Origin of the sequence: Bradyrhizobium sp. SPXBL-02, assembly GCF_051853065.1 — a bacterium.
Classification (GTDB): Bacteria; Pseudomonadota; Alphaproteobacteria; order Rhizobiales; family Xanthobacteraceae; genus Bradyrhizobium.
On the sequence record NZ_CP182474.1, the window covers coordinates 4077106 to 4104048 of the forward strand.

Below are 26943 nucleotides of genomic sequence, written 5' to 3' on the forward strand. Positions count from 1 at the left end.
TCAACGCAAGCGCTGAAACCGCGCCTAGGCCGCCCCGGAGCGGTCCCGAAAAGCCTCGACCATCAGGGGGTTAAGCCCGAGCTCGCTGAGCGCCTCGCGGGCGCGGGCATTGTCCTGGGCGCGCCCGGCGAGCCGGTGGCCCGAGAGCCGGTCGGGCAGCGCCGTGAGCAGGGCACCCTGGCCGAGCCGGCGCGCCCATTCCTGCAGGTCGTTGGACAGGAAGCGATAGCCGCCGACGGCCATGATGCCGGAGGGCGGCGCGGTGATGCAGATCGCGCCGCTCGGGCGGTCGAGCCGCGCGGCATAGCCGGTGTCGACATAGTCGCGCGGCGGCTGCGCCGTCAGCGTCTCGCCGACCGGCTGCGGCGGGGCGTAGGCTGCGATCGGCACCATCGCGCCGCGCAGGCCGAGCGTGCCCTTCGGCGTCAGCAGGATCTCGCCGGCGATGGAGGAGCCGGACTGCTCGCGCGGGGCGCCGTGCGGCCCCGGCATCACCGGCACCGGCATGCCGTCCTCGCCGCGGCGGGCGCCGAACAAACCGGCCTCGCCGAACAGATAGACGTCGGTCAGCGGCGCGTGCGGCGCGATCCAGGCATCGCTCGCCGCCACCTGCTCGGGCGCGCGCCACAGGCCGATGACGTTGCGCAAAGTGGGCATCCGCGCCGCGAGGTCGGCATCGCCGAGCCGCAGCGCGAGCTGCGCCGGCGCGATCAGCACCTCGCATTCGTGCTCGTTGATCTGCTGCTCCAGCACATCGTTCTCGAACGGATGATGCAGCGCCAGGGTGCCGCCCGAGAGCAGCCACACCGCGAGCGAGGAGGCGAGCCCTGCGAACGACATCGGCGTGAACGCCGCCATCACCGTCGCGCCCTGCTTGATGTCGGCTTCGAGCGACATCGCAAGGCCGCCCGCGATCAGGCTGAAATGCGGGCGCGGCACCGGCCGGAAGCCCTCAGCCGTGACATCGAAGGAGATCATGGCCGCCTTGCGGCCGTCCTGGATCACGGCGCGCGTGGTGCCGGGCGGGCGGGCCAGGACGTCGTCGAGCGAAGCCATGCCTTCGGGCAGGTCGCTTCCGAAGCCGTAGACGTGCCGGATCGAGAACGCCTCGGCCGCGGCGTGCATGGCGAGATCGGCATAGCTGACGCCATCGACCGTGCTCATGGTGACGATGGCCCGCGCGGCGGTGCGGTTGAGCGCGGCGGTCAGTTCCGCATGGCGCCACAGCAGCGGCAGCACCGCGACGACGAGGCCGGCGCGATGGGCGGCGAGCACGGTCAGCACGAACTCGACCGTGTTGGGCAACTGGATCGCGATGACGGAATTGGCGGGCAGGCCCGATTCGACGAAATGCGCCGACAGCGCCTCGATGGCGGTATCGGCCTCGGCATAGGTCATCCGCCGCGGCTGGTGCCCGGTGATGCGCGCCTTGTTGAGCGGATCGAGCAGGGCGGTCGCCCGCGGCTGCCGCGTCAGCGTGCGCTGAAACAATGTGTCGAGCGTCGGCGATACGGCTGGCTGGTTCACGGCGTCACTTCGCTTGATGAGCTTGCGGCTGCCCCTTCGACCACCAGGTCTCCGGCAAATAGCCCGAGAGCGAGGTGGTCTTGGGCCGTTCTATCCGATTCCAGCGCGCGATCCATTGCTCCGATACGTTAAACAGCGGGATTGTGTAGACGCCCGCGATCAGGACGCGGTCGAGCGCGCGCACCGCCGAAACGAAATCCGTATGTTCACGGGCCTCGAGCAGGGCGGCGATCATGGCATCGACGGCAGGATCCCTGGCGCCCATGTAGTTGCGGGTGCCCGGATTGTCCGCGGCCGCGCTGCCCCAATAGAAATACTGCTCGTTGCCGGGCGACAGCGACTGGTCCCAGCGGTTCTGGATCATGTCGAACTCAAAGGCGAGCCGGCGCTGGTCAAATTGCACGGGATCGACCGAGCGCACGCTGGCCTCGATGCCGGCGCGCCTGAGGTCGCGCTGGAAGGCGAGCGCGATGCGCTCCTGGTCGCGCGTCGTGACCATGATCTCGAAGGTGAAGGGGGCCTTGGTCGCGCGGTTGCGCAGCGCGGTGCCGTCGAGATCGTAGCCGGCCTCAGACAGCAGCTTCAGCGCGGCGCGCAGCGTGGTGCGGTCGCGGCCTGATCCGTCGGTGACCGGCAGGCGGTAGCTGCCCTCGAGGATGTCGGGCGGGATCTGCGCCGCGAACGGTTTGAGCAGCTCGCGCTCGCGCGCATCGGCAGGCCTGCCATAGGCCGACAACTCCGAGCCGGCGAAATAGCCGGCCTCGCGCGAATAGAGCCCGAAGAAATAGCTGCGGTTGACCAGCTCGAAATCGAACAGCAGCGTCAGGGCCTGCCGCACGCGGATGTCGGCGAAGATCGGACGGCGGGTGTTGAACACCAGGAATTCGGACGGCTGCGGCATGCCGGGCTTGACGGTGTCGCGGATCACCTCGCCGCTTCTGGCGGCCGGAAAGTCATAGCCGTCGTGCCAGCGCAAGGGCTCGTGCTCGACGCGGAAATCGTAGAGGCCGCGTTTGAATGCCTCGAACTGGCCGTTCGCCTCGCGAAAATAGTCGAGCCTGATCTCGTCGAAATTGTAGAGCCCGCGATTGATGGCGAGGTCGCGGCCCCAATAATCGGGATTGCGCGTGAGCGTCACGCTGGCGCCCGGCTTCACCGCCGTGACCCGATAGGGGCCCGAGCCGAGCGGCGCCGTCAGCGTCGTTTCCTCGAAGGTCGCGACGTCGATCGCGTGCTTGGGCAGGATCGGCATCAGGCCGAGAATCAGCGGCAGCTCGCGGTCGTTGGCGCCGGTTAAGTCGAATCGGACGGTGAGAGGATCGGGCGCTTCCGCCTTCGCAACCTTGCTGTAATACTGCCGGTGATTGGGACGGCCGCGGTCGCGCAGCAGCAGCCAGGAGAACAGCACGTCCTCGGCGGTGACCGGCTTGCCGTCGGAGAAGCGGGCGCGGGGATCGAGACGGAAGGTGACGAAGCTTCGCTCGTCATTGGTTTCGACCGTCCTGGCGAGCAGGCCGTAAAGCGTGAACGGCTCGTCCTGCCCGCGCGCCAGCAGGCTCTCGACCACGTAGTTGCGGACCGGCTGCACCGCCAATCCCCTGACGATGAAGGGATTGAGGCTGTCGAAGGTGCCGAGAATACCCCAGGTCAGGCGGCCGCCCCTGGGGGCATCGGGGTTGGCATAGGGCATGTGGCTGAAATCGGCAGGCTTCGCCGGCTTGCCGTGCATGGCGATCGCATGGGCCTCCTCGGCCGCGGCGGCGCCGGCCGACAGCACCCCGCCAAGCGCAAGGGCAAGCGCACAGAGGCGGAGGCCGGGGCCCTCGAAGAGGCGCTGGAACATGAACATCGGCACACGGTGATTCGAGGACCGGCGGGCCCGAATCTTATCACAGGGAATTTGATGGGGCTTTTGCACCAGACCGGCCAAAGACGCTTGTCGGCATTGATCTTTTCGTCGGCCACGTTAAGAAGGCACCCAATCGCGCAAGAGCGTCGAGCCCGTCACTTATCCGCCTCAATTGACGGGAAGAGAGCCGCGCCCAAGGCGGCCAGGTTCGGCGCTTCGGAGCGGTTCGGGCACTTCCCGTTCAGAAAGGGTTTTCCGCAATGAATTTCCGTTACTTGGCCGCGTCCGTCCGGCCGCGCGGGCGGCTTCTCGCCCTGTTGACGGCGACGGCGTTGGCCGTTCCGTTTGCCGCCGAGGCCCAGACCCCTGCGCCGGCCCCCGGCGCACCCGTTGCGCCCAAGGCCTCCCCGGCCCCGGCTCCGAAGGCGGCTCCCAAGGCAGCTCCCAAGGCTCCGGCGCCCGCAGCATCCCCGCAGGCTCCCGCGCAGCAAGGCGCCCCGCAGCAGGGCGCAGCCCAGCCCGCCGATCAGCAGATCCAGCTGATCTATGCGCCCTGGACCAAGTTCTGCCTCAAGGGCCAGGACGCCAATGCCAAGCAGGTCTGCTTCACCGGCAAGGACGGCCGCATCGAATCGGGCCAGCCGGTCATCGCGGCCGTGATCATCGAGCCGGAAGGCGAGCCGAAGAAGATCCTGCGCGTGACGCTGCCGCTCGGCATGCAGCTCGTCCACGGCACCCGCATCATCGTCGACAGCAACGCGCCGCTGCAGCAGCCCTATGTGATCTGCTTCCAGAACGGCTGCATGTCCGACTATGAGGCCACGCCCGAGCTCATCAACAACATGAAGAAGGGTCAGAATCTCGTTGTCCAGGCGATCAACGCCAACGGCGCGCCGCTGACCTTGCCGCTGCCGCTCACCGGCGAATTCCAGAAGGCCTATGACGGTCCGCCGACCGATCCGAAGGTGTTCGAGGAAACCCAGAAGAAGCTCCAGGAAGAGCTTCAGAAGAAGGCCGACGAGCAGCGCAAGAAGCTCGAGCAGCAGGGTGGTGGCGCGCCCGGCGCGGCTCCGACTGGTCAGAAGTAATCGGGAGCAAATCCCGGACGTGAAAAAGGCGCTCGGTTCGAGCGCCTTTTTTGCTGGCCGCCGATCGGCGACGATCAGTTCAGCGACGGATTGCGCGGACGATAGCCGCCGGCCTTGTCCTTGATGAAGATCTCCGCAACCTGGGAATGCCGGACCGGCTCGCCGGAATCATCCGGCAACAGGTTCTGCTCAGAGACATAGGCGACGTATTCGGATTCAGCGTTCTCCGCGAGCAGGTGGTAGAACGGCTGGTCCTTGTGGGGCCGCACCTCCTCGGGAATCGACAGCCACCACTCCTCGGTGTTGTTGAATTCCGGATCGATGTCGAAGATCACCCCCCGGAACGAGAAGATCCGGTGGCGAACGACCTGTCCGATCTGGAATTTGGCGGTCCGCGCTTTAATCATTCCCCGTCGATAGACCAGGATTGTGGCCGATGCTAGTGCCCTTAGCCGGAATTAACCTTCGTTTCCGGGACGGATAGCCCCCAAGCCTTCAGAAAAAACTTCAGCAATGGTCGATATCCTCAATCTGGCGCTACCTTATTTCGGCTTGATCTTCGTCGGTTTCGCCTGCGGCAAGGTCAAGTCCATCCCGGAATCGGGGCTCGCCTGGATGAACTTCTTCCTGCTCTACGTGTCGCTGCCGGCGCTGCTGTTTGCGATCATGTCGAAGACGCCGTTTTCGGAATTGAACAATCCGCCGTTCCTGGTGGCGACGACGCTGTCGACGGTTGCGGCATTCACGCTGGCGCTGGTTGTCGGCAAGCTCTTCGGACGGCTGACGCTGCGCGAAGCGACGCTTGCGGGCCTCTCCGGCGGCTACGGCAATATCGGCTACATGGGCCCGGGCCTCGCGCTCGCGGTGCTCGGGCCGAAGGCGGCCGCGCCGACCGCGCTGATCTTCTGCTGCGACAGCATCTTCCTGTTCACGATCGTGCCGCTCTTGATCGAGCTGTCCGACCGCGACCATCCCTCGTTCGTCCACGCCTTCGGCGTCGTGCTCAAGCAGATCGTGCTCAATCCGCTGATCATGTCAGCGTGCTTCGGCGCGGCGGTGGCCGCATTGCATATCGAGCTGCCGGTCGCGCTCGACCGCACCATCACATTCCTGCAGAACGCGGCCGCGCCGACCGCGCTGTTCGTGCTCGGCGTGACCGTGGCGCTCCGTCCGTTCGATCGGGTGCCGTGGGAGGTGCCGGGCGTGATCGCGGTCAAGTTGCTGATCCATCCGCTCGCGGCGTTCGCCCTGATGCTGGCGTTCGGCCCGTTCGCGCAGCCCTGGGCCGCCACCGCCGTGCTGATGGCCTCGCTGCCGCCGGCGCTCAACGTGTTCGTCATCGCCCGGCAGAACGATGCCTGGATCGAATCCGCCTCCGTCGCAGTGCTGCTTGGCACCTTCGCGTCGGTGGTCACGCTGACCAGCGTGATGTGGGCGATCCAGACGGGACGGCTGGCGTTTCCGTAAGCGGGCTTGGCCGCCGCCAATCCTACCGCCGCCAGGTCGGCGTCAGGCCTTCGCGCATCGCAAAGCGCCGGAGCGGGCCGATGGCGCCGAGGAGGTGCATGCCGACTGCGCGGACGGGCTGGAGCGGCAGGAAGTCGTTGAGCAAGGAGCGGTTGGCGATGTCGATCGCAAAGGTGCGGCTCAAGATGTCCGGCCGGCGGGCGCGATCATAGCGCTTGAGCACGTCGTCCGCGCCGGGATCCCGTCCCGCGGCGATGGCATCGCCCGCGAGCCGGGCGATATCCGCGGCATCGCGCAGGCCGAGATTGAGGCCCTGCGCGCCGATCGGCGGCACCACATGGGCGGCTTCGCCGACCAGCGCGATACGGTCGCGACCGAAGGATTTCGGACGCTCGATCGCGAGCGGGAACAGGTTGCGCCCGGGCTCGACATTCGTGCGTCCCAGGATCGAATGCGACTGCTTCTCGATCTCCGCCGACAGCTCCTCGTCGCTCAGGCCGCGCAGCCGTTCGGCCTCTGCTGGCGCCGAAACCCAGACGATGCTCGAACGGTCGCCGGGCAGAGGCACGAACACGCAAGGCCCGTGCGGCGTGTGGAACTCGGTCGAGACATTGCGGTGGGGCCTGCTATGACCGACGTTGAAGGTCAGCGCGGTCTGGCTCAGCTCGCGCCGCGTCACCTCGATGCCGGCGGCCTCGCGGCACAGCGAGTGCCGGCCGTCGGCGCCGACCACGAGGCGAGCCGAGAGAAACTGTCCGGACGCCGTGCGCAATGCGACGTCGTCGGCTTCGATGACCACGCTTTCGGCCTCGTCGTCGAAGCGGACCAGATTGGGCAGCTCGGCCGCGCGCGCTTCCAGCGCCAGCATCAGCGAGCGGTTGTCGATGTTGTAGCCGAACGCGTCGAGGCCGATTTCGTGACAGGAGAAGCGCACCTCCGGCGCGCGGAACAGCCGGCCGGTGTCGTCGACGAGGCGCATGACTTCCAGCGCAGCAGCCTTGTCCCGGCAGCGCGACCAGACGTCGAGGCTTTCCAATAGATCGATGGAGGCACCGAGCAATGCGGTGGTGCGATTGTCGGCATAGGGAACGCGGCGCGCCACCAGTGCGGTCCGGGCACCCGCCTGCGCCAGGGCGATCGCCGCGGCAAGTCCGGCCGGTCCACCGCCGACCACGGCCGCGTCATGGAGTGTCGATGCATCTGTCATGGAGCGACATTTGACACGCCGGGCGGCAAATTCAAGCCCACCTATATTTCCCTGATTTTATGGCGAATTGTGCGATCGTGCGCCGCAATGGCGGATGTGCAAACCGGTCGCATTCTGATAGCAGAAGCCATGGATATTCAGCAGGATTCCCTGAAGCCGAGACCGGCGATCCGCGCCGCGGCCTTCTCCGTGCACATCTTCACCGCGTTCGGCGCGGCGATCGCGCTCCTGGCGATGCTGGAGGCCGTGCGCGAGCACTGGGCGGCGATGTTTCAATGGCTGGGCGTCGCGCTGATCATCGATGCGGTCGACGGGCCGATCGCGCGCCGGCTCGACGTCAAGAACGTGCAGCCCAACTGGTCGGGTGACGTGCTCGATCTCGTGGTCGACTTCGTCACCTATGTGTTCGTGCCGGCCTATGCGATCGTCGCCAGCGGCATGTTGCTGCCGGTCGCGGCTCCCTTGCTGGGCATTGCCATCATCGTCACCAGCGCGTTGTATTTCGCCGACCAGCGCATGAAGGCCGACGACAATCATTTCCGCGGCTTCCCGGCGCTGTGGAATGCGGCCGCGTTCTATCTGTTCCTGCTGCATTGGCCGCCGCTGTGGGCGACGCTGCTGGTCGCCGCGCTGGTCGTGCTGACGTTCGTGCCGTTCCATGTGCTGCATCCGGTCCGCGTCGTCCGGCTGCGCTGGCTGACGATGTCGCTGATCGCGATCTGGGCGGTGCTCGCCTTCTACACGCTGCAGATGGATTTTCGCGTCGGCGCCGGGGTGACCCTCGTGCTCTGCGCCATCGCGCTCTGGATCAGCTTCAGCGACGCCTTGATCCGCCTGGCAAGATCCCTGGCGAGATCCTTGGTGTGATGCACCTGTTGACCAGCCCGGAAGCCTGGGCCGCGCTGCTCACCTTGACGGCGCTCGAGATCGTGCTCGGGATCGACAACGTCATCTTCATCTCGGTGATCGTCGCACGCATCCCCAAGCAGCAGGCGCATCGCGCCCGCCAGATCGGGCTGGCGCTGGCGCTGGTCTTCCGCATCATCCTGCTCAGCGTGCTGGTCTGGCTGATCGGCCTGACCGCACCGGTGTTTTCGTTTGCGGGGTTCGACTTCTCCTGGCGCGACCTGATCCTGATCGGCGGTGGACTGTTCCTGATCGCCAAGGCGACGCACGAGATTCACGGCGAGGTCGAAGCCGATGAGGGCGAGGGCGAGGAGAGGTCCGCGGGCAACGCCTTCTTCTGGGTGATCGTCCAGATCGTGATCATCGACATCGTGTTCTCGCTGGACTCGATCATCACCGCGATCGGCATGGCCCAGGACATCGAGATCATGGTCGCGGCAGTCGTGATCGCCTGCCTGATCATGTACATTTCGTCGGGGCCGGTGTCGCGATTCGTCGCGGAGCATCCGACCACCAAGATGCTGGCACTGGCCTTCCTGGTGCTGATCGGCGTCGCGCTGGTCGCGGACGGATTCCACTTCCACATTCCGCGCGGCTACATCTATTTCGCAATTGCGTTCTCGGCGGCGGTGGAGTTCTTCAACGTGCTGGCCAAGCGCAACCGCAAGAAGGCGAGCAAGCCGTCGGCCTAGCCGGTCCTGCGGGCGTCGAGTTGACAACGCGGGCGCGATGGCTTTCGCTCAGCCGCAAGAAGAGGAGGTCAGGTGATGACCAAAGCCATCCGTGTGCACAAGGTCGGAGGCCCCGAAGCCCTGGTCTATGAGAGCGTCGATGTGCCGGCGCCCGGGCCGGGCGAGGTGCGCATCCGCCAGCATGCGGTGGGCCTCAACTTCATCGACGTCTATTACCGCACCGGCCTCTACAAGGCGCCGGGATTGCCCTTCATCGCCGGCAACGAGGCTTCGGGCGAGGTTGTCGCGGTCGGGCCTGGCGTTACGCATTTTCATCCCGGCGACCGCGTTGCCTACTACCACAATCTCGGGGCCTATACCGGCGAGCGCAACCTGCCCTGGGAGAAGCTGGTCAAGCTGCCCGATCACATCACCTACGAGCAGGGCGCCGTGCTGATGTTGAAGGGGCTGACGGTCTGGTACCTGCTGCACAAGACCTTCAAGGTCGAGCCGCATCATCGCGTGCTGGTCCATGCCGCCGCCGGCGGCATCGGCCTGCTCGCCTGCCAATGGGCGAGGGCGCTCGGCGCGCATGTCATCGGCACGGTCGGCTCGCGCGAGAAGGCCGAGCTTGCGGAGGCCAATGGCTGCGATCACGTCATCCTCTACAACGAGGAGGATTTCGTCGCGCGCGTGAAGCAGATCAGCCGCAACGAGGGCTGCGACGTCGTCTATGACGGCGTCGGCAAGGCGACGTTCCCGGGCTCGCTCTCCTGCCTGAAGCCGCGCGGCATGTTCGTCTCGTTCGGCAATGCCTCGGGCCCCGTGCCGCCGTTCGCGATCGCCGAGCTCAACAATCACGGCTCGCTGTTCGCGACGCGGCCGAAGCTCAACGATTATGTCGGCACGCGCAAGGAACTGCTCGAAGGTGCCGACACGCTGTTCGCCGCGGTCATCAACGGCAAGCTGCACGTGCCGATCAACCACGCCTACGCGCTCAAGGACGCCGCCAAGGCGCATATCGATCTCGAAAGCCGCAAGACCACGGGGGCTTCGATCTTGAAGCCGTAACTCTTCCGGAATCGACGGTTTCGTAGGGTGGGCAAAGGCGCGGAGCGCCGTGCCCACCATTTTTCTTTGCGGTGAGAAATGGTGGGCACGCTTCGCTTTGCCCACCCTGCGGCACCTACGCCACCCGTCTTGCCGCGCCGGCCTTGGTCAAGATCGCGTCGAGACATTCGATCATCTCGGCGATCTCGCTCTTCGTGACGTTCAGCGCCGGCATGAAGCGCAAGCTGTCGACTTGCGGGGCGTTGAGCAGCACGCCGGCCTCGAACGCCTGCGCGACGATGCCCGGTGCGATCGGCAGCTTGAGATCGAGCGCGAGCAACAGGCCGCGTCCCCGGACGCCGCCGAGCCCATGCCGGGCCGAGACCTTCTGCAGCTCGCTTTCGAGCAGGAGGCCGGTCTCGGTGACCGCCTTCAGGAAGTCGGGCTTATTGACCTCCTCGAGCACCGCAAGTCCCGCCGCGCTCATGATCGGGTTGCCGTTGAACGTGCCGCCCTGGTCGCCGTGCTCGAAGCAGGAGGCGCGTTCGGTCGCGAGCAGGGCCGCGAGCGGCACGCCGCCGCCGATGCCCTTGCCGAGCGTCATGATGTCGGGCGCGATGCCTGTATGCTCGTAGTGGAAGAGCTTTCCGGTCCGGCCCATGCCGGTCTGGATCTCGTCGAAGATGAGCAAGAGGCCATGCGCCTCGGTCAACGCGCGCAGCTGCTGCAGGAACCGATCGGTCGCGGGCCATACGCCGGATTCCCCCTGGATCGGCTCGAGCATCACGGCGACGGTGTTGGCGTTGATCAGCCTTTCCACCGAGGCGATGTCGTTCAGCTTCGCCTTCTTGAAGCCTGATACTTTCGGCTCGAACAGCGGCTCGAACGCCTTCTTGCCCGAGGCCGACATCGTCGCCAACGTTCTTCCGTGGAAGCCGCCTTCGAAGCTGATGATCTCGAACGCGCCGCCTTTGTGCAGGCTGCCATATTTGCGCGCGAGCTTGATCGCACCCTCATTGGCTTCCGCGCCGGAATTGGCGAAGAACACTTGATCGAAGGCACTGTTCTCGACCAGCGCCTGCGCAAGCTTGAGGCTCGGCTCGTTGTAGAAGGCCGGGCTCGGCGTCAGCAGCCGCTTGGCTTGAGCGGCGAGCGCATCGGCGATCGTGGGCGGGGAGTGGCCGAGGCAGTTCACGGCCCAGCCCTGCACGAAATCGAGATAGCGCTTGCGGCCGTCGTCCCAGAGGTAGGAGCCGGCGCCGCGGACGAACACGGCCTTGGGCCGTGCGGTGATGTCCATCAGCGCGTCATACGGATGCGTGGTCATGTCGTACTCCTCTGGAGGCGGGTGGAAAAAGGGGCGCAAAAAGCAGAAAGGCCGCACCTTGCGGGTGCGGCCTTTCTCGAAAACTGGCTGAATTCAGTGGTTCAGCGGCGTCCTCGGACATGGCGCACCCTCTCGTCGTCGCGGGAGCGACGGCGGAGCATTTCGGTGCGCTGGTTGGTCCGGGCGTTGATCATGGGGCGCGTCCGTACAGCCGAACGGCAGGACTTGTCAAGCAGGCTTTTGCAAGATGCTCGCCGAGCGTGCATCGCTCAGGTCGGGTGCGCGGCTTCCTCGGCCTCGTCGTCGCCCCAATCCGCATCCGCAATCGCGGTGACCCCTGCGTGAATGGATTAAAGTGCCACATCCCTGCGTGACGATTACTCGACGCCGTAATGCGAGAACACATCGGCGATGCCGGCGTTGATTGCCTTGGCGGCCGCGATGTCGCGCTCGGCGCCGTCACTGTCACCCTTCTTGCGCTTCGCCAGCCCGCGGCCGTAGAGCGAGCCATCGAGTCCCGGCTTGATGCTCAGCGCGGCGTCGTAGTCGGCAATCGCCGCGTCGATGTTGCCGAGCTTGAGATGGGCGAGGGCGCGGCTGTCCAGCGTCTCGGCATCGTTGGGAGCCATCTTCAGCGACTGTTCGCAATCGGCCAGCGCCTCTTGCAGGCGGCCGACGATCGCGCGGGTGAAGCAGCGCGAATTGAACACGTCCGCACGGTTCGCATTCGCTCTGATTGAGCGGTCGTAATCGTCGAGCGCCAGCGCATAATCGTGCGTATCGAAATACATGTTCGCGCGCGCATAGAAGTCGCGGTCGTTGTTCGGACTGAGATCGATCGATCTGGCGAAATCGGCCAGCGCTCGGGGGCGGTCGCCGCGGTCGCGATAGATGCGGGCGCGGTTGCCGTAGGCTGGCCCGTAGTTCGGGTCGAACTTGATCGACAGATCGAAGTCCGCAAGTGCTCTCGCATCGTCGCCGTGGTTGCTGAAGGCGATGCCGCGATTGTACAGGAGGTCGGGATCCCTGGCATCGAGGTCGATGGCGCGGCTGAAGTCGGCCACGGCGCGCTCGGCCTCGCCACGTCGCCGAAACATTTCGCCGCGATTGGCGAGCGCATGCACATCGTCTGGATTGGCCTTGAGCAGGGCCGAGCAGCCGGCGAAGCGCCGCTCGTCGCTGCCTCCGCCATCGTCGGCGAAGCACCACTGGCGGGCCTGCGCGGGCGATGGCGATCGCGCGTTGGCGGGGGCCGGCAGCGCGAGCAGGGCCATCGTCAGGACGATTGCGGACAGCTTGAGGAAAATCCCTGACGTTTCATCGTGTTTCATTGTTTCCTGCGTCGAAACCATTGCGCCTCTAGCGTGTTTGTGATCGAAGGACGCGACTTGGTTCGAACCGAATGCACCACCGCCCAGACCAAGAAGGCGGGACCAACCAGATAGCTCAAAGCCTTGTCCGATACGCCCTATCCGATCGACCTCGACAGCATCCGCGGCGCGTTTCCGCCTGGCATCGAGGCGCCGCCGCTGCTGGTCGACTTTGCGGCCTGGCTCAAGGGGCGTCCCTGGGGCAGCGTCGGCTGCTTCTCGCTGCAGGGCCAATTCTCGGATTCCGCGCCGATCGTCGACGGCAGTCCCTTGCGCGAAAGGTTTTCGCTGTTCATGCGGCTGCCGGACGGCTCGGCCGTCGGCGGCTGGTATGGCGCCGGCCTTGACCGTGACAACCCGCCGATCGTCGGACTGGGATCCGAGGGCGATTACGAATTGCTGGCGCCAAGCCTCGACGGGCTGCTTGCCAAGCTGACGTCGCAAGCTTTCGACAAGGCCTGGCGCGATCTCAAGCCGCACGACGAGGTCGAGTGCCAGACCGTCGAGCTGGCGCAATGGCTCGCCGAACGGCCGACGGGCGAGGCGGCTGCGCCGGACGAGGATGCATCGGAGCTGCCCGACTTCCGCGGCTTCATGGAAAAATGGAGCCGGGACCGCGAGGACTATTGGGCTAACCATCGCATGATGGCCGAACTCGGCTGGCGGCTGGCTGCCCATCTGCCCAAGGGCAAGAATGCCTGGGATAATACGCGTTTCGAGGTCGCGATCGTCGGCAAGCAATACCAGGCGCGAATCCTCAAGCAGGGGGCGCAGCCGTTCGAGGAAGCCACATCGATCGAATCTCTGCTGCGCGAGCTGCGCGAACAGATGTGGAAGGCTCAGCCTGAGCTCGGGTTATGGTATGCGATGAGGTTCGGACTCTACGCCGATGGTCGCGTCATGCCGAGCTTCGAATACGATGCGCGCCCGACAGTCGCCGGCGAACCTGCGAAATTGTCCGAGGCTCAGGCCGATCTCGCCCGCGCTCCGCGCCCGGAGCGCTGGGTGCCGAAATGGCTGACGGAATCCTGAAGCTCGGGATCCGAGTGTTATTGTGCCCAGCCGGCGCCCCGAAATCTTCTCCTGTCGTGCCATGCCGACCTCGCAGGAATGGCACCTTTCGATCTCGATTGCGATCCCCCTTGACTTAGAGTGCGCTCGAAGGGGTATCTGTACGTGCGTCAGTACGAGAACGGGCACACATGAAGATCGGCGATCTCGCAAAGCGAACCGGCCTGTCGGCTCACACGTTGCGCTATTACGAGCGCATCGGGCTGCTGCCATACGCAGACCGGGATCGTTCGGGCCAGCGTGACTTTGACGCATCGATCCTCACATGGATCTCATTCATCGGTCGGCTCAAGACCACGGGAATGCCGATCCGGGACATGTTGCGCTATGCGGCGCTTCGTGATGAAGGCGAAGCCACCGGGGCAGCCCGACGGCAGATGCTGGAAATCCACCGGGAACGGGTTCGCACGCAGCTTGCCGAACTCAGGGAATGCCTGCTCGTCCTTGATACCAAGATCGCCGGCTATGCCAGCGATGAACAGAGGACGAAGAAAAATGACGCACGCCCAAACACAGGCCGAAAGCCGCTTCGATCGAGGCCAGCGGGCCCTGTCGCGCATTGACGGCAGAGCCGGCGAGAAGGTGGTCGCCTCACTCGCCGACATCGCTCCGGATTTCGCACGATACGTGATCGAGTTTCCCTTCGGCGACATTTACAGCCGCCCGGACCTCGGGCTGCGCGATCGGGAGATCGCAACGATCGCCGCGCTGACGGCGCTCGGAAATGCCGCGCCTCAGCTCAAAGTGCACATCGAGGCGGGCCTGAACGTCGGGCTGTCTCGCGACGAGATCGTGGAGATCATCATGCAGATGGCCGTCTATGCGGGCTTCCCGGCGGCTGTGAACGGGCTGTTCGCAGCCAAGGAGGTGTTTTCCGCGCGTGAGGCCTGACTGCATCCCTATCGTCATTGCGAGCGTAGCGAAGCAATCCAGACTGTCTCCGCGGAGGGATTCTGGATTGCTTCGCTGCGCTCGCAATGACGGAAGAGTCAGAACCCCGCGACGCTGCCGTGCAGGTCGTACTGATCCGCCCGCTCGATTTTCGCGGTGACGATCTCGCCGACACGGAGCGGGCGGCGGCTGGAGAGATAGACGGCACCGTCGATCTCGGGCGCATCGGCCTTGGAGCGGCCCTTCGCTACGGTCGGACCAACCTCGTCGATGATGATCTGCTGGCGCGTGCCGACCTTGCGCTTCAGCCGGCGCGCCGAGATCTTCTGCTGCCGGGCCATCAGCGCGTTGTAGCGCTCCTGCTTGACCTCTTCCGGTACCGGGTTCTCGATCGCGTTCGAGGTGGCGCCGGCGACCGGCTCGTATTTGAAGCAGCCAACGCGGTCGATCTCGGCCTCATCGAGCCAGTCCAGCAGATAGGTGAAGTCGGCATCGGTCTCGCCGGGGAAGCCGACGATGAAGGTCGAGCGCAAGGCGAGATCGGGACATTCCTCGCGCCAGCGCTTGATCCGCGCCAGCGTCTTGTCCTGCGCGGCCGGACGCTTCATCGCCTTCAGCACCTCGGGGCTCGCATGCTGGAACGGGATGTCGAGATAGGGCAGCACCTTGCCCTCGTTCATCAGCGCGATGACCTCGTCGACATGCGGGTAGGGATAAACATATTGCAGCCGGACCCAGGCTCCCAACTCGCCGAGCTCGCGCGCGAGGTCGAGAAATTTGGCGCGGACCTGGCGGTCCTTCCATGGGCTCTCGGCGTATTTCAGATCGACGCCGTAGGCCGAGGTGTCCTGCGAGATCACCAGCAGCTCCTTGACGCCGGCGCCGACCAGCCGCTCGGCCTCGCGCAGCACGTCGTTGGCGGGGCGCGAGACCAGGTCGCCGCGCAGCTTCGGGATGATGCAGAAGGTGCAGCGGTTGTTGCAGCCCTCGGAGATCTTCAGGTACGCGTAGTGGCGCGGCGTCAGCTTGATGCCCTGCGGCGGCACCAAGTCCAGATGCGGATTGTGCGCCGGCGGCAGCGCGCGGTGCACGGCATCGAGCACGCTCTCATATTGCTGCGGGCCGGTGATGGAGAGCACCCCCGGATAGGCCTGCTCGATCGCTTGCGGTTCCGCGCCCATGCAACCTGTCACGATCACCCTGCCGTTCTCGGCCATGGCCTCGCCGATCGCCGAGAGGGATTCGTGCTTGGCGCTGTCGAGGAAGCCGCAGGTGTTGACGATGACGATGTCCGCCCCGTCATGCTTGCGGGCGAGCTCGTAGCCCTCCGCGCGCAGGCGCGTAATGATGCGCTCGGAATCCACCAAGGCCTTGGGGCAGCCGAGTGACGTGAATGAAATGCGCGGCGCTCTGTCCATGTAATCGCCTGGAGCCTATCTGAATTGTCTGGATTTGCGATCCAAGTAATTGAACCGATGGCGAAATTCAATAACTAACGTATGCGGCGCGCTGCTAAAGCAGGTCCTCGCGCGTATTTGGCGTGATCGGCCAGTCACCAGGGAAGGTATGGACTGACCAAGGGTTCCTAGGCTGGAAGCTCATTGAGATCGAGCCGCGTGGAGGGATCCGAGGTGAATTGCTCGAACGTGCCCGTTTTGGTTGTTATTCTCTTTCTTGCTTGATTTCACGGAGCTTAACCGCGATGCGTCTTTTCATCCTCGGCATGGCATTCGTTACCGTTTCCTATTGTGCGATGTTCCCGGCGCGAGCTGAAGTCGACAAGATCATCCATGTCTGCGATCGGCAAGAACGATTGTGCCCGGAATTCAGGCCACGCGTGAAGGTCCCCGATGGGTGGAGGAGGGACGAGGCCGCGAGCCTCAAGTACGGCGCCTCGATGTTCGTGCCCAACGGGAAGACTTTCGGCAAGGCCGAAGTGATCATCTATGCCGAAGGCCGCTACAACAAGGAGCAGACCGAATTGGTTCAATGGGTCGCAACGAGCGATAAGGATTGGGCGACGACATCCGGCAAGAATGCCAAGATCGCCACGCTTCCCTCGGTCAACCCCAAGGTCATCATCAACCGCTACGACAATCCGTCCCTGAAGGACCAGCCGGTTGAAGTGATCGCGCATTACGCCGATCTCGACCAGGACGGCAATTCCTACGTCGTGCGGCTAGCGGTCTCCGGCCGCAACGAGACGGCGGTGCTGGCCGCCGTGCCACTTATCGAAAAGATGATCGCTGGCGCGAAGATTCCGTGAGAGCGTAAGCGGAGATGGCAGCTGCCGTCGGGCGGGAGTCGGCGGCCTCGAAAGTTTGCATTCGTTGCCTCACGCGCACCCGAGTGACACGAAGCTGACCTTGGGCGCAGCCGTCTGATCCTATCTGATCTGCCTGATGGACCGGCCTGTGCTAGTTCCAATTGCCCATAATTACAACCCTTTGCATGGTTCGCGGGCGTGCTATGGATGAATCACCTGCCGTGAGTGAGCCATGAGCGCCGAACAGTCGCCCAAAATCGTGATCGTCGACGAAAGCCCGATCCGGGCCGCGATCCTGGAGGAGGGGTTGCGCGAAGCCGGATTCACCCAGGTCGTCCATATCAGCGAGATGCAGAGCCTCTTGGCCCGTATTTATGCGGCGGACCCCGACATCATCGTGATCGATCTCGAAAACCCCAGCCGCGACGTGCTGGAGGCGATGTTCCAGGTCAGCCGCGCGGTGAAGCGGCCGGTCGCGATGTTCGTCGACCAGAGCGATTCAGCCTCGATCCAGGCCTCGGTCGAGGCGGGGGTGTCGGCCTATATCGTCGACGGGCTGAAGAAGGAGCGCATCAAGCCGATCCTCGACCTCTGCGTATCCCGCTTCAACGCCTTCGCCAAGCTCCAGGAGGAGCTGGAGCGCACCAAATCGCAACTCGAGGACCGCAAGATCATTGAACGCGCCAAGGGCATCCTGATGAAGGTGAAGGGCCTGACCGAGGACGAGGCCTATGTGCTGCTGCGTTCCACCGCGATGCGCGAGAAGAAGAAAATCGGCGAGATCGCGCAGTCGATCATCACCGCGTCGGAGATGCTGAAATGACTGCTACCCTCCGCATCGGGTTCATTCCGCTGGTCGATGCTGCCGCGCTGATCGTCGCCGTCGACAAGGGCTTTGCCGCCACTGAAGGGCTCGATGTCGAGCTGGTGCGCGAGGTCTCCTGGTCGAACGTCCGCGACAAGCTCAATATCGGCCTGTTCGATGCGGCGCATCTGCTGGCGCCGGTCGCGATCGCGTCCTCGCTCGGGCTCGGTCACGTCAAGGTGCCGATCGCCGCACCCTTCAATCTCGGCATCAACGGCAACGCCATCACGGTGTCGCCTGCGCTTCATGCCGCGCTGATGGAGGAGATCGACGGCGATCGCTTCGATCCGATGGCGACGGCGAAAGCGCTGGCGAAGGTCGTTGCCAAGCGCCGGAAGGCCGGTGCGGAGCCGCTGACCTTCGGCATGACCTTCCCGTTCTCCACCCACAATTATCAATTGCGGTTCTGGATGGCTGCGGCGGGCGTCGATCCCGACGAGGATGTGCGCCTCGTGGTGCTGCCGCCGCCCTATATGGTCGACAGTCTCAAGAACGGCCATGTCGATGCGTTCTGCGTCGGCGCGCCCTGGAACTCGGTCGCGGTCGATCTCGGCATCGGCCACATCCTGCACTTCGTCTCCGACATCCTGGTCCGGGCAGCGGAGAAGGTGCTGGCGGTCCGCCAGACCTGGGCCGACAAGAACCCGGATGTGGTCGCAGCGTTGGTGCGGGCCGCCGTGAAGGCCGCCGAGTTCATCGAGCATCCCGAGAACCGGACCGAGGCGGCGCAAATCCTGGCGCAGCCGGAACGGATCGGCGTCGACGCCGAGGTCATCCAGCGCACTCTCACCGGGCGCCTGAAGATCTCGCCCGATGGCACCTTCCGCGAAAGCAGCCGCTACCTGCTGGTCGGACGCGAAGGGGCAGGGCGGCCCGATCCGGTCCAGGCCGCCTGGCTCTATGCGCAGATGGTGCGCTGGGGCCAGACGGCGCTCACCCCCGACGGCGTCAAGACGGCGATGGCGGTGTTCAGGCCCGATCTCTACGACGCGGCGCTCGGCAACAAGGCGCCGGCCGAGGCTCCCGCAGCGTTCGGCGCCTTCGCCGGGCCGACTTTCGACCCGGCCGATATCCGCGGACATCTCGAGGCCTTCGGGGTCGGACGCTGGAAAGCCTGATTCGAATTGCTTCGGTTTTGAGCATGTGAGTTGGTTGGCTAATGTTTGAGCTGAGTGCTCGAATTTCGGGTGAGTTCCCGCGCCGGCATTTGCCGTCCCTCGTTATAACCATCTGAAAATTCATGATTTTCGATTTCCGCCAAGCTGGCACGCAACTTGAATGTTGCACTGCGGCCAGCTTGTCATAGGTGCCTGCTGAGCCAAGTCCCGCAGCAACGAAGCTGATCGGACCGTGGGTGACGAAGCCGGCTCCTGAGCCAGCCTGATGTTCCTCGCGGGTCGCGCAATCCGTCGAAGCCACCGAAGGTGGCCGCAGGAGCTTCGTTACCGACCATGAAAATCGATACGCTCTCAGTCGACTTTACCGACGAGCAGAAACGCTATCTCGAAGGCTTCACGACCGGCCTGCAGATCAGCCGCGTCGGCCGCGGCCTTGGTGGCAGCAGCAGCAAGGCGAATGCCGAGCCTGTTGGTCCCGATGCCGCGCACCTCAAGGCGCAGGACAAGGTCATCGCGTCGGGCAAGAAGCTCGCCGACCAGGAGAAGTTCAAGCGCGACGAGCATCCCTTCGATGCCTATCCGCGGCTGCGCCAGCAGGCCCTCGACAACACCCCGCCGAGCCCGGCGGACAATTTCCGCTGGCGCTATTACGGCATCTTCTACGTTGCCCCGACGCAGGACTCCTACATGTGCCGCCTGCGCATCCCGAACGGCATCATGAAGCATTGGCAGCTGTCGGGCCTTGCCGATCTCGCCGACGAGCTCTGCGGCCCCTACAGCCACGTCACGACGCGCGCCAATCTCCAGCTGCGCGAGATTCCGCCGAAGCACGCGATCAGAATGATCGAGGGCATCCAGGAGCTCGGCCTGTGCTCGCGCGGCTCCGGCGCCGACAACATCCGCAACGTGACGGGAACGCCGACCGCCGGCATCGATCCGCAGGAGATCATCGACACGCGGCCCTATGCCCGCGAGTGGCACTACCACATCCTCAACGATCGCTCGCTCTACGGCTTGCCGCGCAAGTTCAACGTCGCCTTCGACGGCGCCGGCAGGATTGCGGTGCTGGAAGAGACCAACGATATCGCCTTCACGGCCTATGAGGTGAAGGACGGCTTCGGCGTCGAGCCGGGCGTCTGGTTTCGGCTCGGCCTCGGCGGCATCACCGGCCACAAGGATTTTGCGAAATATTCCGGCATCATCGTCAGGCCGGAGCAGGCGACCGCAATTGCCGACGCCATCGTGCGCGTGTTCATCGAGCATGGCGACCGCACCAACCGCAACAAGGCACGGCTGAAATACGTGCTCGACGCGATGGGCCATGACGGCTTCCTCAAACTGGTCGAGGAGCGGTTGAAGACGCCATTCACGCGCGTGCCGGAAGAGGCTTTCGCGCCGCGCCCTGCCGCGGACCGCATGGCCCATATCGGCGTGCACAAGCAGAAGCAGGACGGCCTCAACTGGATCGGCGTATCGCTGACGCTCGGCAAGCTCACCTCCGATCAGATGCGGGGCCTCGCCAAGGTCGCGCAGGATCTCGGTGACGGCGAGATCCGGCTCACGGTCTGGCAGAACCTCTTGATATCAGGCGTGCGCGACGAGAATGTCGAGCTCGCCATTGCCGCGATCAAGCAGATCGGGCTCGCGGTCGAGGCCTCGCATATCCGCGCCGGCCTGATTGCGTGTACCGGCAATGCCGGGTGCCGTTTCGCGGCGTCCAACACCAAGCGCAATGCCGCCGAGATCGGTGACTGGTGCGAACCGCGCGTCGCCATGGACAAGCCGGTCAACATCCATTTGACCGGCTGCCATCATTCCTGCGCGCAGCATTACATCAGCGACATCGGCCTGATCGGCGCACGCGTGCCCGTGAACGAGGAGGACACGGTCGAGGGCTATCACCTCTTCACCGGCGGCGGGTTCGGCCCTGACGCAGATGTCGGGCAGGAGGTCTATCACGACCTCAAGGCCGAGGACGCGCCGAAGACGGTCGAGGCGCTGCTCAAGGCCTATCTCGCCCATCGCGCCTCGCCCGATGAAGCCTTCCTCGCCTTCGCGCGCCGCCACGACGGCGAAACGCTGCGCAAGCTTGCCGATGCACAGGTGTCCGCATGAACCAGATCACGCCTCCGCCGAAACTCGACATCATTCCCGCCAGCGCGCCGTTCTCCGACGCGCAGCGCTCCTGGCTCAACGGCTTCTTTGCCGGACTGCTCTCGCCTGATGTCGCGACGCCGCTGTCAGCAGAGCAGGGCGCCGCCGTCATGCCGGCCGGCGACGGCGACGACGGCGAAGCGCCGTGGCACGACCAGACCATGCCGATCGCCGAGCGGATGAAGCTTGCGGAAGGCCGTCCCCTGCGCCGCAAGATGATGGCGGCGATGGCACAGCAGGATTGCGGCCAGTGCGGCTACAATTGCCACGACTATTCCGAGGCGATCGCGAGCCGCAGCGAAGCGCGGCTCAATCTCTGCGTCCCCGGCGGCAAGGAAACCGCGCGGATGCTGAAGTCGCTGTACGAGGAGCTCGACAAGGCGCCTGCCGCCAAAACCGCCGACAAGCCCGATGCTCCGGCGCCGGCCGTGACCGTGACGATCGCAGAGCCCGGCCGCTCGCGCGACAATCCGATCCAGGCGACCTTCCTGTCGCGCCGTCTTCTCAACAAGGGCAAGTCGGAGAAGGAAACCTATCACATCGAGTTCGATCTCTCCGAGAGCAAGCTCGACTATGTCGTTGGTGACAGCTTCGGCGTCTTCCCGCGCAACGACGTCGGCCTCGTCGACCAGGTCATCGCGCTGCTCGGTGCCTCCCACACGACCAAAGTCAATGGCAAGACGCTGCGCGAGGTGCTGATCGACGACGTCTCGCTGTCGCCGGCGCCCGACACGCTGTTCGAGCTGATCTCCTTCATCACCGGCGGCGCGGCCCGCGAGAAGGCGCGGGCGCTGGCGCAAGGCGAGGATCCCGATGGCGATTCCGCGACCCTCGACGTGATGGCGGCGCTGCAGAAGTTTTCCGGCACGCGGCCGCATCCCGAGGCCTTCGTCGAGGCGCTGGAGCCGCTGCAGCCGCGGCTCTACTCGATCTCGTCCTCGCACAATGCGACGCCGGGAAAGCTGTCACTCACGGTGGACTCGGTGCGCTACGTCATCGGCAAGCGCAAGCGGCTCGGCGTCGCCTCGACCTTCCTCGGCGAGCGGATCAACGAGGGCGAGAAGCTCAAGGTCTATGTGCAGAAGGCGCACAATTTCGGCCTGCCGCAGGATCCGAAGACGCCGATCATCATGGTCGGTCCCGGCACCGGCATCGCGCCGTTCCGCGCCTTCCTGTTCGACCGCAAGGCGACCGGCGCGCCCGGCAAGAACTGGCTGTTCTTCGGCCATCAGCGCAGCGATTGCGACTTCTTCTACCAGGACGAGCTCAACGCCATGAAGACCTCGGGTCTGCTGACGCGACTGTCGCTGGCCTGGTCGCGCGACGGCGAGAAGAAGTTCTACGTGCAGGACCGCATGCGCGAAGTCGGCCGCGAATTGTGGACCTGGCTCGCCGAAGGCGCACATCTCTATATCTGCGGCGATGCCAAGCGCATGGCCAAGGACGTCGAGCGCGCGCTGGTCGACATCGTCGCGCAGTTCGGGGCCCGGTCGACCGATGAGGCCGTCAGCTTCGTCGCCGAGCTCAAGAAGACCGGCCGCTTCCAGGCTGACGTGTACTGAGCTTCAGCTCGATCAGGACGAGGAAATTCGTTTCGATTTTGCTCGGTTCTGTAGGGTGGGCAAAGGCGCGCCCTACGCGCGCCGTGCCCACAGTCCCATGGTGGGCACGCTTCGCTTTGCCCACCCTTGTATTAGCGCGCCGGGTTAGGATGGCCCCGTTCCGTGAGGGATGGCCCAGCCCGGGTGGCCGCCCGAGCTGGGCCGCCGATCGATCGGATCGATGCCCACCGAAGCCTTGAAGGGCTGCGTTTCGTAGCAAGATCGCGGTCGGCACTTCATCGGGACCCGCATGGTTGAACGAACTTCAGGTTCGCATTCACAAGGGAGGGTCGAGGAAGATGGCCAAGCGTATCACGATCTGTGCCGGGATCGATACCGGCAAAGCTAAGCTCGACGTGGCGGTCGACGGCAGCTCGGAGCAATGGCAGGTCGACAACACGGTAGAAGGCCACCAGGCGCTGGTGGAGTGGCTGAAGCGCCGCAAGGTCAAGCGGATAGGGATCGAGGCCAGTGGAGGCTACGAGCAGGCGGTGGTCGCCGAGCTGCGGCGCAAGCGGTTCGTCGTCATCCTGTTTCAGCCGAAGCAGGTCTGTGCCTATGCCACGTTCCATCAGCTGCTGGCCAAGAACGACAAGATCGACGCGGCGCTGATCGCGATGTGCACTGCTGCGGTCAAGACGATCCATCCCGCTCCGGATCCGCGCCTGCAGCCCTTTGCCGAGCATCTGACGATGATCGACCAGATCACGGAGGACATCGCAAGACTGAAGAACCGGCTCGAGAGTTGCCGCGACACGCGGATTCAAGGGATTTGGAAGGCGCAGATCGCGCTCCTGGCCAAGTCCAAACGAGCCGAACTCAAAGCGCTGCTGGCGGCGATCCGCCAGCACCCTGATCTGGCCGCACGGCTCGATCTGATCTATAGCGTCGCCGGCTGCGGCCTGCCGACCGCCGTTGCCGTCCTGGTCAGGATGCCCGAGGTCGGCAACATCACGCGCGGGCCCGCTGCAGCTCTCGGCGGGCTGGCGCCTTATGACGACGACAGCGGCAATCACACCGGCGCCCGTCACATCGAGGGTGGCCGCGAACGCCTGCGCCGGGCGCTCTACAACGCGGCTCTCGCGGCATCCTTCCGCTGGAATCCGCAGCTCAAGGCTCTGTACGCCCGCCTGATCGCAGCCGGCAAACGCCACAAATGCGCGCGCATCGCCTGCGCCAGAAAGCTGCTCGTCACCATCAACGCCGTCGTCGCCCGCGGAACTCCCTGGGTGGCCGAGGTGCCTCACGCGCCTAGCTGCCCGCCGTCTGACCGCGTTTCTTTGTTCGATCAGGCGACCGTTTCTTCGTCCCGACCTGCCGCCACAACGACGCCGCGCGCGGCGGCCGTCAAGGCTGGCCGTCGCTCAAATCTCGCCTCACATCCGCTGCCGCCAGGCCACGCCTTGACGGTCGCAAGCGCGGCGTCATGCTCAAGGCAATCGGGCGCCGCTTCAATGGTTGCTACGAGAGCTGTCATCCCGGCGTCATCCGAGCCGGTTCCAACTGGCTCGGATTTGAACGAATAGGATTCTCGGAACCAGCACCCAAAGAGAATTTGCATCTGCGATGTGGCGCCATCAGAGAAGGCGCATCGCTATTTCCGCCGCCATCTTGCCTCCCGCCCTGGTTGATCCTTCATACTCCCGCAAATGGGGCGTTGGAGATCGACCATGCGCGAACTATCGGCGGAAGCCAGGCTGCACTTCTACGCGCGCTCGCTCTCGCGCCGGACCGGGGCGAGCATGCACCACGTTGCGATGTACAGCGCGTTTGCAGTGATCGCGGCGATCGTGTTCGGGACGCTCTCGGTGCATCCGTTTTAACGTGTCTGCGTAGGGTGGGTTAGCCGAAGGCGTAACCCACCACTTGTATGGCTGCAGCAGAAGAGGTGGATTACGCTTCGCTAATCCACCCTACAACACCGAGCCCGCTCACGCCCCGCGCTTGAACGGCGCCACCTCAATCCCCGCAGCCTTCAACGCCTGACGCACACCGCGCGCGATCTCGACCGCGCCGGGCGTATCGCCGTGGATGCAGACCGTGTCCGTGCGCATCTTGATGACCTTGCCGGACACCGACACCACCGCGCCGTCCTGCACCATGCGCACCACGCGGTCGGCGATCGCCTTGGCGTCGTGCAGCACCGCGCCGGGCTTCTTGCGCGAGACCAGGTTGCCGTCGTCCTCATAGGCGCGATCGGCGAACACCTCGTGCACCATCGGCAGGTTGGCCTCTTCGCCGGCCTTCACCAGCTTCGAATTGGCGAGCACGACGAAGATCAGGCTGGGATCCACCGCCTTGATGCCGGCGGCGATCGCCTTCGCCGTCATGTCGTCCTCGCAGGCGACGTTGGAGAGCGCGCCGTGCGCCTTCACGTGGGTGACCTTGTGGCCGGCCACGGTCGCGATCGCCTGCAGCGCGCCGATCTGGTAGGCGACGAGGTTCTCGATCTCGGCGGCCTTGAGCCCTGCGATCGGATGCCGGCCGAAGCCGTGCAGGTCGCGATAGCCGGGATGCGCGCCGACCGAGACGCCGCGCGCCTTCGCCAGTTCCACCGTCCGGCGCATGATGTCGGGGTCGCCGGCATGGAAGCCGCAGGCAACGTTGACCGAGCTTGCGAGCTCGATCATGGCGGCGTCGTTGCCCATCTCCCAGGCGCCAAACCCTTCGCCGAGGTCGCAATTCAGATCGACTGTTTTCATGGGTTGCTCTCCGCCTCTGCTCTTGTTGTCGCTTACGGCTCCGCCGTGACCTGCCACGTCCCGGCATCGACCGCGCTGACCGCATAGCCGGCCACGTTAGCATCGCTGAGCGCCTCAATGTTGAGCGCAACGGTGTCGGAAGAGCGCAGGCGATCGGGCAGGCTGCGGATCGCTTGCGCGAACTTGCGCGCTTCGTCCTGCGCTTCGGCCATGCTGACCGCCTTGAAGCGGAACGCGGTTCCTGCCGAGGTCTGGGCGAGGCGGCCGATGTCGGCCGTGATCACGGTGGCGATCTTCGGATAGCCGCCGGAGGTGCCGCGATCCATCATCAGCGCGATCGGCGCGCCGTTGCCGGGCACCTGGATGCTGCCGTTCACCGTGCCGTCGGAGACGATGTTGTGGCCGTGCAGATGCTTGATCGCGGGGCCCTCGAGCCGGTAGCCCATGCGGTCTGAGGTCGCCGAGATCTTCCACTCGCTACTTAAGAACAGCGCCTTGTTGGCGTCGTCGAACTCGTCGTCCTGAGGACCCAGCAGCACGCGGATCGGACCTGCCGCCGGCTGCGGCAGCTCGATGCGCAGCTCCGGTGCACCGCTCGCGGCATCGACAGTGAACTCGTCACCGGCCTGGAGTGGGCGCGGGTAGGGGCTGCCGAGGCCGGCGCGGGCGTTCACCGCGAGACTGCCGAACACCTTCTCGCCTCTGATGGCGCCTTCGATCGCCAGATAGGTGAAGGCGCCGCCGCGGGCGAAGCCGAGCGTCAGCGTCTGGCCGTCCTTCAGTGTCACCGAGGTGTCCATCGCGACCGGGCTGCCGGCGACGTCCGCATTGCGCGGCGCGCCCGATATCGCCACGCGCACGGCGCCGTCGCGGGCGGTGAAGGAGGCGCCGAACGGGCCGATCTCGATGGCGGCCGCGAACGGCTCGTTGCCGACCAGCGTGTTCGCCGCCGCAAGCGACAACCGGTCCATCGCCCCGCTCACCGTCAAGCCATAGCGCTGCGCGCCGTGGCGACCGCCGTCCTGGACCGAGCTGGCAGGGCCGATGCTGGCAACGACGAGCCGGCTCATGCGTCCACCTGCTCGGCGACGATCTCGCCGGCTTCCGCGGCGCGGTCCATGTCCTCGAACGTCTTGTGGTCGATGGCGTAGAACGTGACGCGGTCACCGGGCTCGGTGAGGAAGGTCGGATCGCGGTGGAGCTGATAGGTTCGGACCGGGGTGCGGCCGAGCAGGTGCCAGCCGCTCGGGGCGGCGAGGCACTGGATGCCGGCCTGGATGCCGCCGATCGAGATCGTGCCGGCCGGCGTCAGCAGCCGCGGCGACTGCCGCCGCGACATGTGCAGGAATTTGTCGAGGCCGCTGAGATAGGACCAGCCCGGCGTGAAGCCGATCATGGCAACCTTGTAATCGCCGCCCGAATGCCTGATGACGATGTCATCCGGCGTGGTGCCCAGCGTCTTGGCGACGTCCTCGAGGTCGATGCCGTGCTCGCCGCCATAGGCGACGGGCACGCGCCAGCGGCGCGCTTTGGTGACCGGCGGCAGCGGCCGGGTGGCGATGGGGAGGATCTTTTCGCCAAGCGCATCGAAGCCGATCTTGCCGGGATCGTAGTGGACCAGCAGCGAGCGGTAAGTCGGCACGGTCTCGGTGATGCCGTCGATGGGCGCAGCTAGCAGGGCCTTGTCGAGCGCCAGGACGCGCTGGTTGGCATCGTCGTCGATGGTGCGGCTGAACTCGACCGTGACGGCACTGTCGCCACTGGGCAGAAGGCGGGGCGGGGGAAGCGTCGCGGCCATTGAGCTGTCAGTGCG

Annotated in this window: 25 protein-coding genes; 15 read left to right on the forward strand and 10 right to left on the reverse strand. The window is 65.2% G+C overall.

The window, feature by feature from the left end; genetic code table 11:
• Positions 1 to 24 precede the first annotated feature (24 nt).
• A complete protein-coding gene (locus tag ACNJYD_RS18965; protein ID WP_271506866.1) occupies positions 25 to 1527 on the reverse strand; it encodes a class I adenylate-forming enzyme family protein in 1503 nt (500 codons plus the stop codon).
• A gap of 4 nt (positions 1528 to 1531) precedes the next feature.
• Entirely contained in the window at positions 1532 to 3376 is a 1845-nt protein-coding gene (locus ACNJYD_RS18970) for an extracellular solute-binding protein (protein WP_439367493.1), read from the reverse strand.
• A 260-nt stretch (positions 3377 to 3636) separates the two neighbouring features.
• Between ACNJYD_RS18970 and ACNJYD_RS18975 the strand changes: the two genes are divergently transcribed.
• Entirely contained in the window at positions 3637 to 4464 is an 828-nt protein-coding gene (locus ACNJYD_RS18975) for an invasion associated locus B family protein (protein WP_439367399.1), read from the forward strand.
• A 74-nt stretch (positions 4465 to 4538) separates the two neighbouring features.
• Here ACNJYD_RS18975 and hspQ read toward each other — a convergent pair whose 3' ends face one another.
• Positions 4539 to 4871, reverse strand: coding sequence for a heat shock protein HspQ (hspQ, locus tag ACNJYD_RS18980; RefSeq protein ID WP_008564941.1), 333 nt, complete (start codon positions 4869 to 4871; stop codon positions 4539 to 4541).
• Positions 4872 to 4977: 106 nt separating this feature from the next.
• On the opposite strand from hspQ, the gene ACNJYD_RS18985 reads away from it, so the two are divergent.
• Positions 4978 to 5931, forward strand: coding sequence for an AEC family transporter (locus ACNJYD_RS18985; protein WP_172783764.1), 954 nt, complete (start codon positions 4978 to 4980; stop codon positions 5929 to 5931).
• 22 nt (positions 5932 to 5953) lie between these two features.
• On the opposite strand, the gene ACNJYD_RS18990 is transcribed toward ACNJYD_RS18985, so the two are convergent.
• Positions 5954 to 7138 carry a UbiH/UbiF family hydroxylase gene (locus tag ACNJYD_RS18990; RefSeq protein ID WP_439367400.1) on the reverse strand — a complete coding sequence of 395 codons (1185 nt, stop codon included), beginning with the start codon at positions 7136 to 7138 and terminating at the stop codon, positions 5954 to 5956.
• Between the two features lie 87 nt (positions 7139 to 7225).
• Between ACNJYD_RS18990 and pcsA the strand changes: the two genes are divergently transcribed.
• The 3 genes from pcsA to ACNJYD_RS19005 all read left to right on the forward strand — a co-directional run bounded on the left by pcsA (position 7226) and on the right by ACNJYD_RS19005 (position 9786).
• Positions 7226 to 8005, forward strand: a complete 780-nt coding sequence (gene pcsA / locus ACNJYD_RS18995) for a phosphatidylcholine synthase (protein ID WP_172783766.1) — start codon at positions 7226 to 7228, stop codon at positions 8003 to 8005.
• Positions 8002 to 8736 carry a TerC family protein gene (locus ACNJYD_RS19000; protein ID WP_172783767.1) on the forward strand — a complete coding sequence of 245 codons (735 nt, stop codon included), beginning with the start codon at positions 8002 to 8004 and terminating at the stop codon, positions 8734 to 8736. Before pcsA ends, ACNJYD_RS19000 begins: the two co-directional genes overlap by 4 nt.
• A gap of 75 nt (positions 8737 to 8811) precedes the next feature.
• Positions 8812 to 9786, forward strand: coding sequence for a quinone oxidoreductase family protein (locus tag ACNJYD_RS19005; protein ID WP_439367401.1), 975 nt, complete (start codon positions 8812 to 8814; stop codon positions 9784 to 9786).
• Between the two features lie 115 nt (positions 9787 to 9901).
• Here ACNJYD_RS19005 and ACNJYD_RS19010 read toward each other — a convergent pair whose 3' ends face one another.
• Together ACNJYD_RS19010 and ACNJYD_RS19015 are read right to left on the reverse strand one after the other, a co-directional pair.
• Positions 9902 to 11092, reverse strand: a complete 1191-nt coding sequence (locus tag ACNJYD_RS19010) for an acetylornithine transaminase (protein ID WP_439367402.1) — start codon at positions 11090 to 11092, stop codon at positions 9902 to 9904.
• Positions 11093 to 11469: 377 nt separating this feature from the next.
• The gene (locus ACNJYD_RS19015; RefSeq protein ID WP_439367403.1) at positions 11470 to 12423 is read right to left on the reverse strand and encodes a tetratricopeptide repeat protein; all 954 of its coding nucleotides are present in this window, start codon (positions 12421 to 12423) and stop codon (positions 11470 to 11472) included.
• A gap of 123 nt (positions 12424 to 12546) precedes the next feature.
• Here ACNJYD_RS19015 and ACNJYD_RS19020 point away from each other — a divergent pair, with 123 nt between their 5' ends.
• The 3 genes from ACNJYD_RS19020 (at position 12547) to ACNJYD_RS19030 (ending at position 14424) form a co-directional block, all read left to right on the forward strand.
• Positions 12547 to 13494, forward strand: a complete 948-nt coding sequence (locus ACNJYD_RS19020) for a hypothetical protein (protein WP_260379205.1) — start codon at positions 12547 to 12549, stop codon at positions 13492 to 13494.
• A 170-nt stretch (positions 13495 to 13664) separates the two neighbouring features.
• Positions 13665 to 14096 carry a MerR family transcriptional regulator gene (locus tag ACNJYD_RS19025; RefSeq protein ID WP_439367404.1) on the forward strand — a complete coding sequence of 144 codons (432 nt, stop codon included), beginning with the start codon at positions 13665 to 13667 and terminating at the stop codon, positions 14094 to 14096.
• Positions 14029 to 14424 (forward strand): carboxymuconolactone decarboxylase family protein, encoded by a 396-nt coding sequence (locus ACNJYD_RS19030; RefSeq protein WP_212257115.1) that lies wholly within the window; start codon positions 14029 to 14031, stop codon positions 14422 to 14424. Before ACNJYD_RS19025 ends, ACNJYD_RS19030 begins: the two co-directional genes overlap by 68 nt.
• 98 nt (positions 14425 to 14522) lie before the next feature.
• Here the strand turns inward: ACNJYD_RS19030 and rimO are convergent, their stop codons facing one another.
• On the reverse strand, positions 14523 to 15842 hold the full coding sequence (rimO, locus tag ACNJYD_RS19035) for a 30S ribosomal protein S12 methylthiotransferase RimO (RefSeq protein ID WP_439367405.1): 1320 nt from the start codon (positions 15840 to 15842) through the stop codon (positions 14523 to 14525).
• A 284-nt stretch (positions 15843 to 16126) separates the two neighbouring features.
• Between rimO and ACNJYD_RS19040 the strand changes: the two genes are divergently transcribed.
• The 7 genes from ACNJYD_RS19040 (at position 16127) to ACNJYD_RS19070 (ending at position 24251) form a co-directional block, all read left to right on the forward strand.
• Positions 16127 to 16690 (forward strand): hypothetical protein, encoded by a 564-nt coding sequence (locus ACNJYD_RS19040; RefSeq protein WP_439367494.1) that lies wholly within the window; start codon positions 16127 to 16129, stop codon positions 16688 to 16690.
• 232 nt (positions 16691 to 16922) lie between these two features.
• Positions 16923 to 17513, forward strand: a complete 591-nt coding sequence (locus ACNJYD_RS19045) for an ANTAR domain-containing response regulator (RefSeq protein ID WP_036012463.1) — start codon at positions 16923 to 16925, stop codon at positions 17511 to 17513.
• Positions 17510 to 18673: a CmpA/NrtA family ABC transporter substrate-binding protein gene (locus ACNJYD_RS19050; RefSeq protein WP_212257113.1), complete on the forward strand. Its 1164-nt coding sequence runs from the start codon at positions 17510 to 17512 to the stop codon at positions 18671 to 18673. The genes ACNJYD_RS19045 and ACNJYD_RS19050 overlap by 4 nt, the downstream gene beginning before the upstream one ends.
• Before the next feature lie 333 nt (positions 18674 to 19006).
• The gene (locus tag ACNJYD_RS19055; RefSeq protein ID WP_439367406.1) at positions 19007 to 20788 is read left to right on the forward strand and encodes a NirA family protein; all 1782 of its coding nucleotides are present in this window, start codon (positions 19007 to 19009) and stop codon (positions 20786 to 20788) included.
• Positions 20785 to 22389 carry a sulfite reductase subunit alpha gene (locus ACNJYD_RS19060; RefSeq protein WP_172783777.1) on the forward strand — a complete coding sequence of 535 codons (1605 nt, stop codon included), beginning with the start codon at positions 20785 to 20787 and terminating at the stop codon, positions 22387 to 22389. The genes ACNJYD_RS19055 and ACNJYD_RS19060 overlap by 4 nt, the downstream gene beginning before the upstream one ends.
• A gap of 338 nt (positions 22390 to 22727) precedes the next feature.
• Positions 22728 to 23954 carry an IS110 family transposase gene (locus ACNJYD_RS19065; RefSeq protein ID WP_439367407.1) on the forward strand — a complete coding sequence of 409 codons (1227 nt, stop codon included), beginning with the start codon at positions 22728 to 22730 and terminating at the stop codon, positions 23952 to 23954.
• A gap of 144 nt (positions 23955 to 24098) precedes the next feature.
• The gene (locus ACNJYD_RS19070; RefSeq protein WP_036028094.1) at positions 24099 to 24251 is read left to right on the forward strand and encodes a hypothetical protein; all 153 of its coding nucleotides are present in this window, start codon (positions 24099 to 24101) and stop codon (positions 24249 to 24251) included.
• Positions 24252 to 24359: 108 nt separating this feature from the next.
• Here the strand turns inward: ACNJYD_RS19070 and ACNJYD_RS19075 are convergent, their stop codons facing one another.
• From ACNJYD_RS19075 to pxpB, 3 genes are read right to left on the reverse strand one after another with little or no spacing between them, the layout of a single operon-like run.
• Positions 24360 to 25130, reverse strand: a complete 771-nt coding sequence (locus ACNJYD_RS19075) for a LamB/YcsF family protein (RefSeq protein WP_212257111.1) — start codon at positions 25128 to 25130, stop codon at positions 24360 to 24362.
• A 32-nt stretch (positions 25131 to 25162) separates the two neighbouring features.
• Positions 25163 to 26200: a biotin-dependent carboxyltransferase family protein gene (locus ACNJYD_RS19080; RefSeq protein ID WP_212257110.1), complete on the reverse strand. Its 1038-nt coding sequence runs from the start codon at positions 26198 to 26200 to the stop codon at positions 25163 to 25165.
• The gene (gene pxpB, locus ACNJYD_RS19085) at positions 26197 to 26928 is read right to left on the reverse strand and encodes a 5-oxoprolinase subunit PxpB (RefSeq protein ID WP_439367408.1); all 732 of its coding nucleotides are present in this window, start codon (positions 26926 to 26928) and stop codon (positions 26197 to 26199) included. Before pxpB ends, ACNJYD_RS19080 begins: the two co-directional genes overlap by 4 nt.
• Between the last annotated feature and the right edge of the window lie 15 nt (positions 26929 to 26943).

What these genes read in the sequence shown, in the direction of transcription:
- ACNJYD_RS18970 (WP_439367493.1), bottom strand. Translation starts at nt 3,376, where the DNA reads ATGTTCATGTTCCAGCGCCTCTTCGAGGGCCCCGGCCTCCGCCTCTGT.
- ACNJYD_RS18975 (WP_439367399.1), top strand. Translation starts at nt 3,637, where the DNA reads ATGAATTTCCGTTACTTGGCCGCGTCCGTCCGGCCGCGCGGGCGGCTT.
- hspQ (WP_008564941.1), bottom strand. Translation starts at nt 4,871, where the DNA reads ATGATTAAAGCGCGGACCGCCAAATTCCAGATCGGACAGGTCGTTCGC.
- ACNJYD_RS18985 (WP_172783764.1), top strand. Translation starts at nt 4,978, where the DNA reads ATGGTCGATATCCTCAATCTGGCGCTACCTTATTTCGGCTTGATCTTC.
- ACNJYD_RS18990 (WP_439367400.1), bottom strand. Translation starts at nt 7,138, where the DNA reads ATGACAGATGCATCGACACTCCATGACGCGGCCGTGGTCGGCGGTGGA.
- pcsA (WP_172783766.1), top strand. Translation starts at nt 7,226, where the DNA reads ATGGCGGATGTGCAAACCGGTCGCATTCTGATAGCAGAAGCCATGGAT.
- ACNJYD_RS19005 (WP_439367401.1), top strand. Translation starts at nt 8,812, where the DNA reads ATGACCAAAGCCATCCGTGTGCACAAGGTCGGAGGCCCCGAAGCCCTG.
- ACNJYD_RS19010 (WP_439367402.1), bottom strand. Translation starts at nt 11,092, where the DNA reads ATGACCACGCATCCGTATGACGCGCTGATGGACATCACCGCACGGCCC.
- ACNJYD_RS19015 (WP_439367403.1), bottom strand. Translation starts at nt 12,423, where the DNA reads ATGAAACACGATGAAACGTCAGGGATTTTCCTCAAGCTGTCCGCAATC.
- ACNJYD_RS19025 (WP_439367404.1), top strand. Translation starts at nt 13,665, where the DNA reads ATGAAGATCGGCGATCTCGCAAAGCGAACCGGCCTGTCGGCTCACACG.
- ACNJYD_RS19030 (WP_212257115.1), top strand. Translation starts at nt 14,029, where the DNA reads ATGACGCACGCCCAAACACAGGCCGAAAGCCGCTTCGATCGAGGCCAG.
- rimO (WP_439367405.1), bottom strand. Translation starts at nt 15,842, where the DNA reads ATGGACAGAGCGCCGCGCATTTCATTCACGTCACTCGGCTGCCCCAAG.
- ACNJYD_RS19040 (WP_439367494.1), top strand. Translation starts at nt 16,127, where the DNA reads ATGCGTCTTTTCATCCTCGGCATGGCATTCGTTACCGTTTCCTATTGT.
- ACNJYD_RS19045 (WP_036012463.1), top strand. Translation starts at nt 16,923, where the DNA reads ATGAGCGCCGAACAGTCGCCCAAAATCGTGATCGTCGACGAAAGCCCG.
- ACNJYD_RS19050 (WP_212257113.1), top strand. Translation starts at nt 17,510, where the DNA reads ATGACTGCTACCCTCCGCATCGGGTTCATTCCGCTGGTCGATGCTGCC.
- ACNJYD_RS19055 (WP_439367406.1), top strand. Translation starts at nt 19,007, where the DNA reads ATGAAAATCGATACGCTCTCAGTCGACTTTACCGACGAGCAGAAACGC.
- ACNJYD_RS19060 (WP_172783777.1), top strand. Translation starts at nt 20,785, where the DNA reads ATGAACCAGATCACGCCTCCGCCGAAACTCGACATCATTCCCGCCAGC.
- ACNJYD_RS19065 (WP_439367407.1), top strand. Translation starts at nt 22,728, where the DNA reads ATGGCCAAGCGTATCACGATCTGTGCCGGGATCGATACCGGCAAAGCT.
- ACNJYD_RS19070 (WP_036028094.1), top strand. Translation starts at nt 24,099, where the DNA reads ATGCGCGAACTATCGGCGGAAGCCAGGCTGCACTTCTACGCGCGCTCG.
- ACNJYD_RS19075 (WP_212257111.1), bottom strand. Translation starts at nt 25,130, where the DNA reads ATGAAAACAGTCGATCTGAATTGCGACCTCGGCGAAGGGTTTGGCGCC.
- ACNJYD_RS19080 (WP_212257110.1), bottom strand. Translation starts at nt 26,200, where the DNA reads ATGAGCCGGCTCGTCGTTGCCAGCATCGGCCCTGCCAGCTCGGTCCAG.
- pxpB (WP_439367408.1), bottom strand. Translation starts at nt 26,928, where the DNA reads ATGGCCGCGACGCTTCCCCCGCCCCGCCTTCTGCCCAGTGGCGACAGT.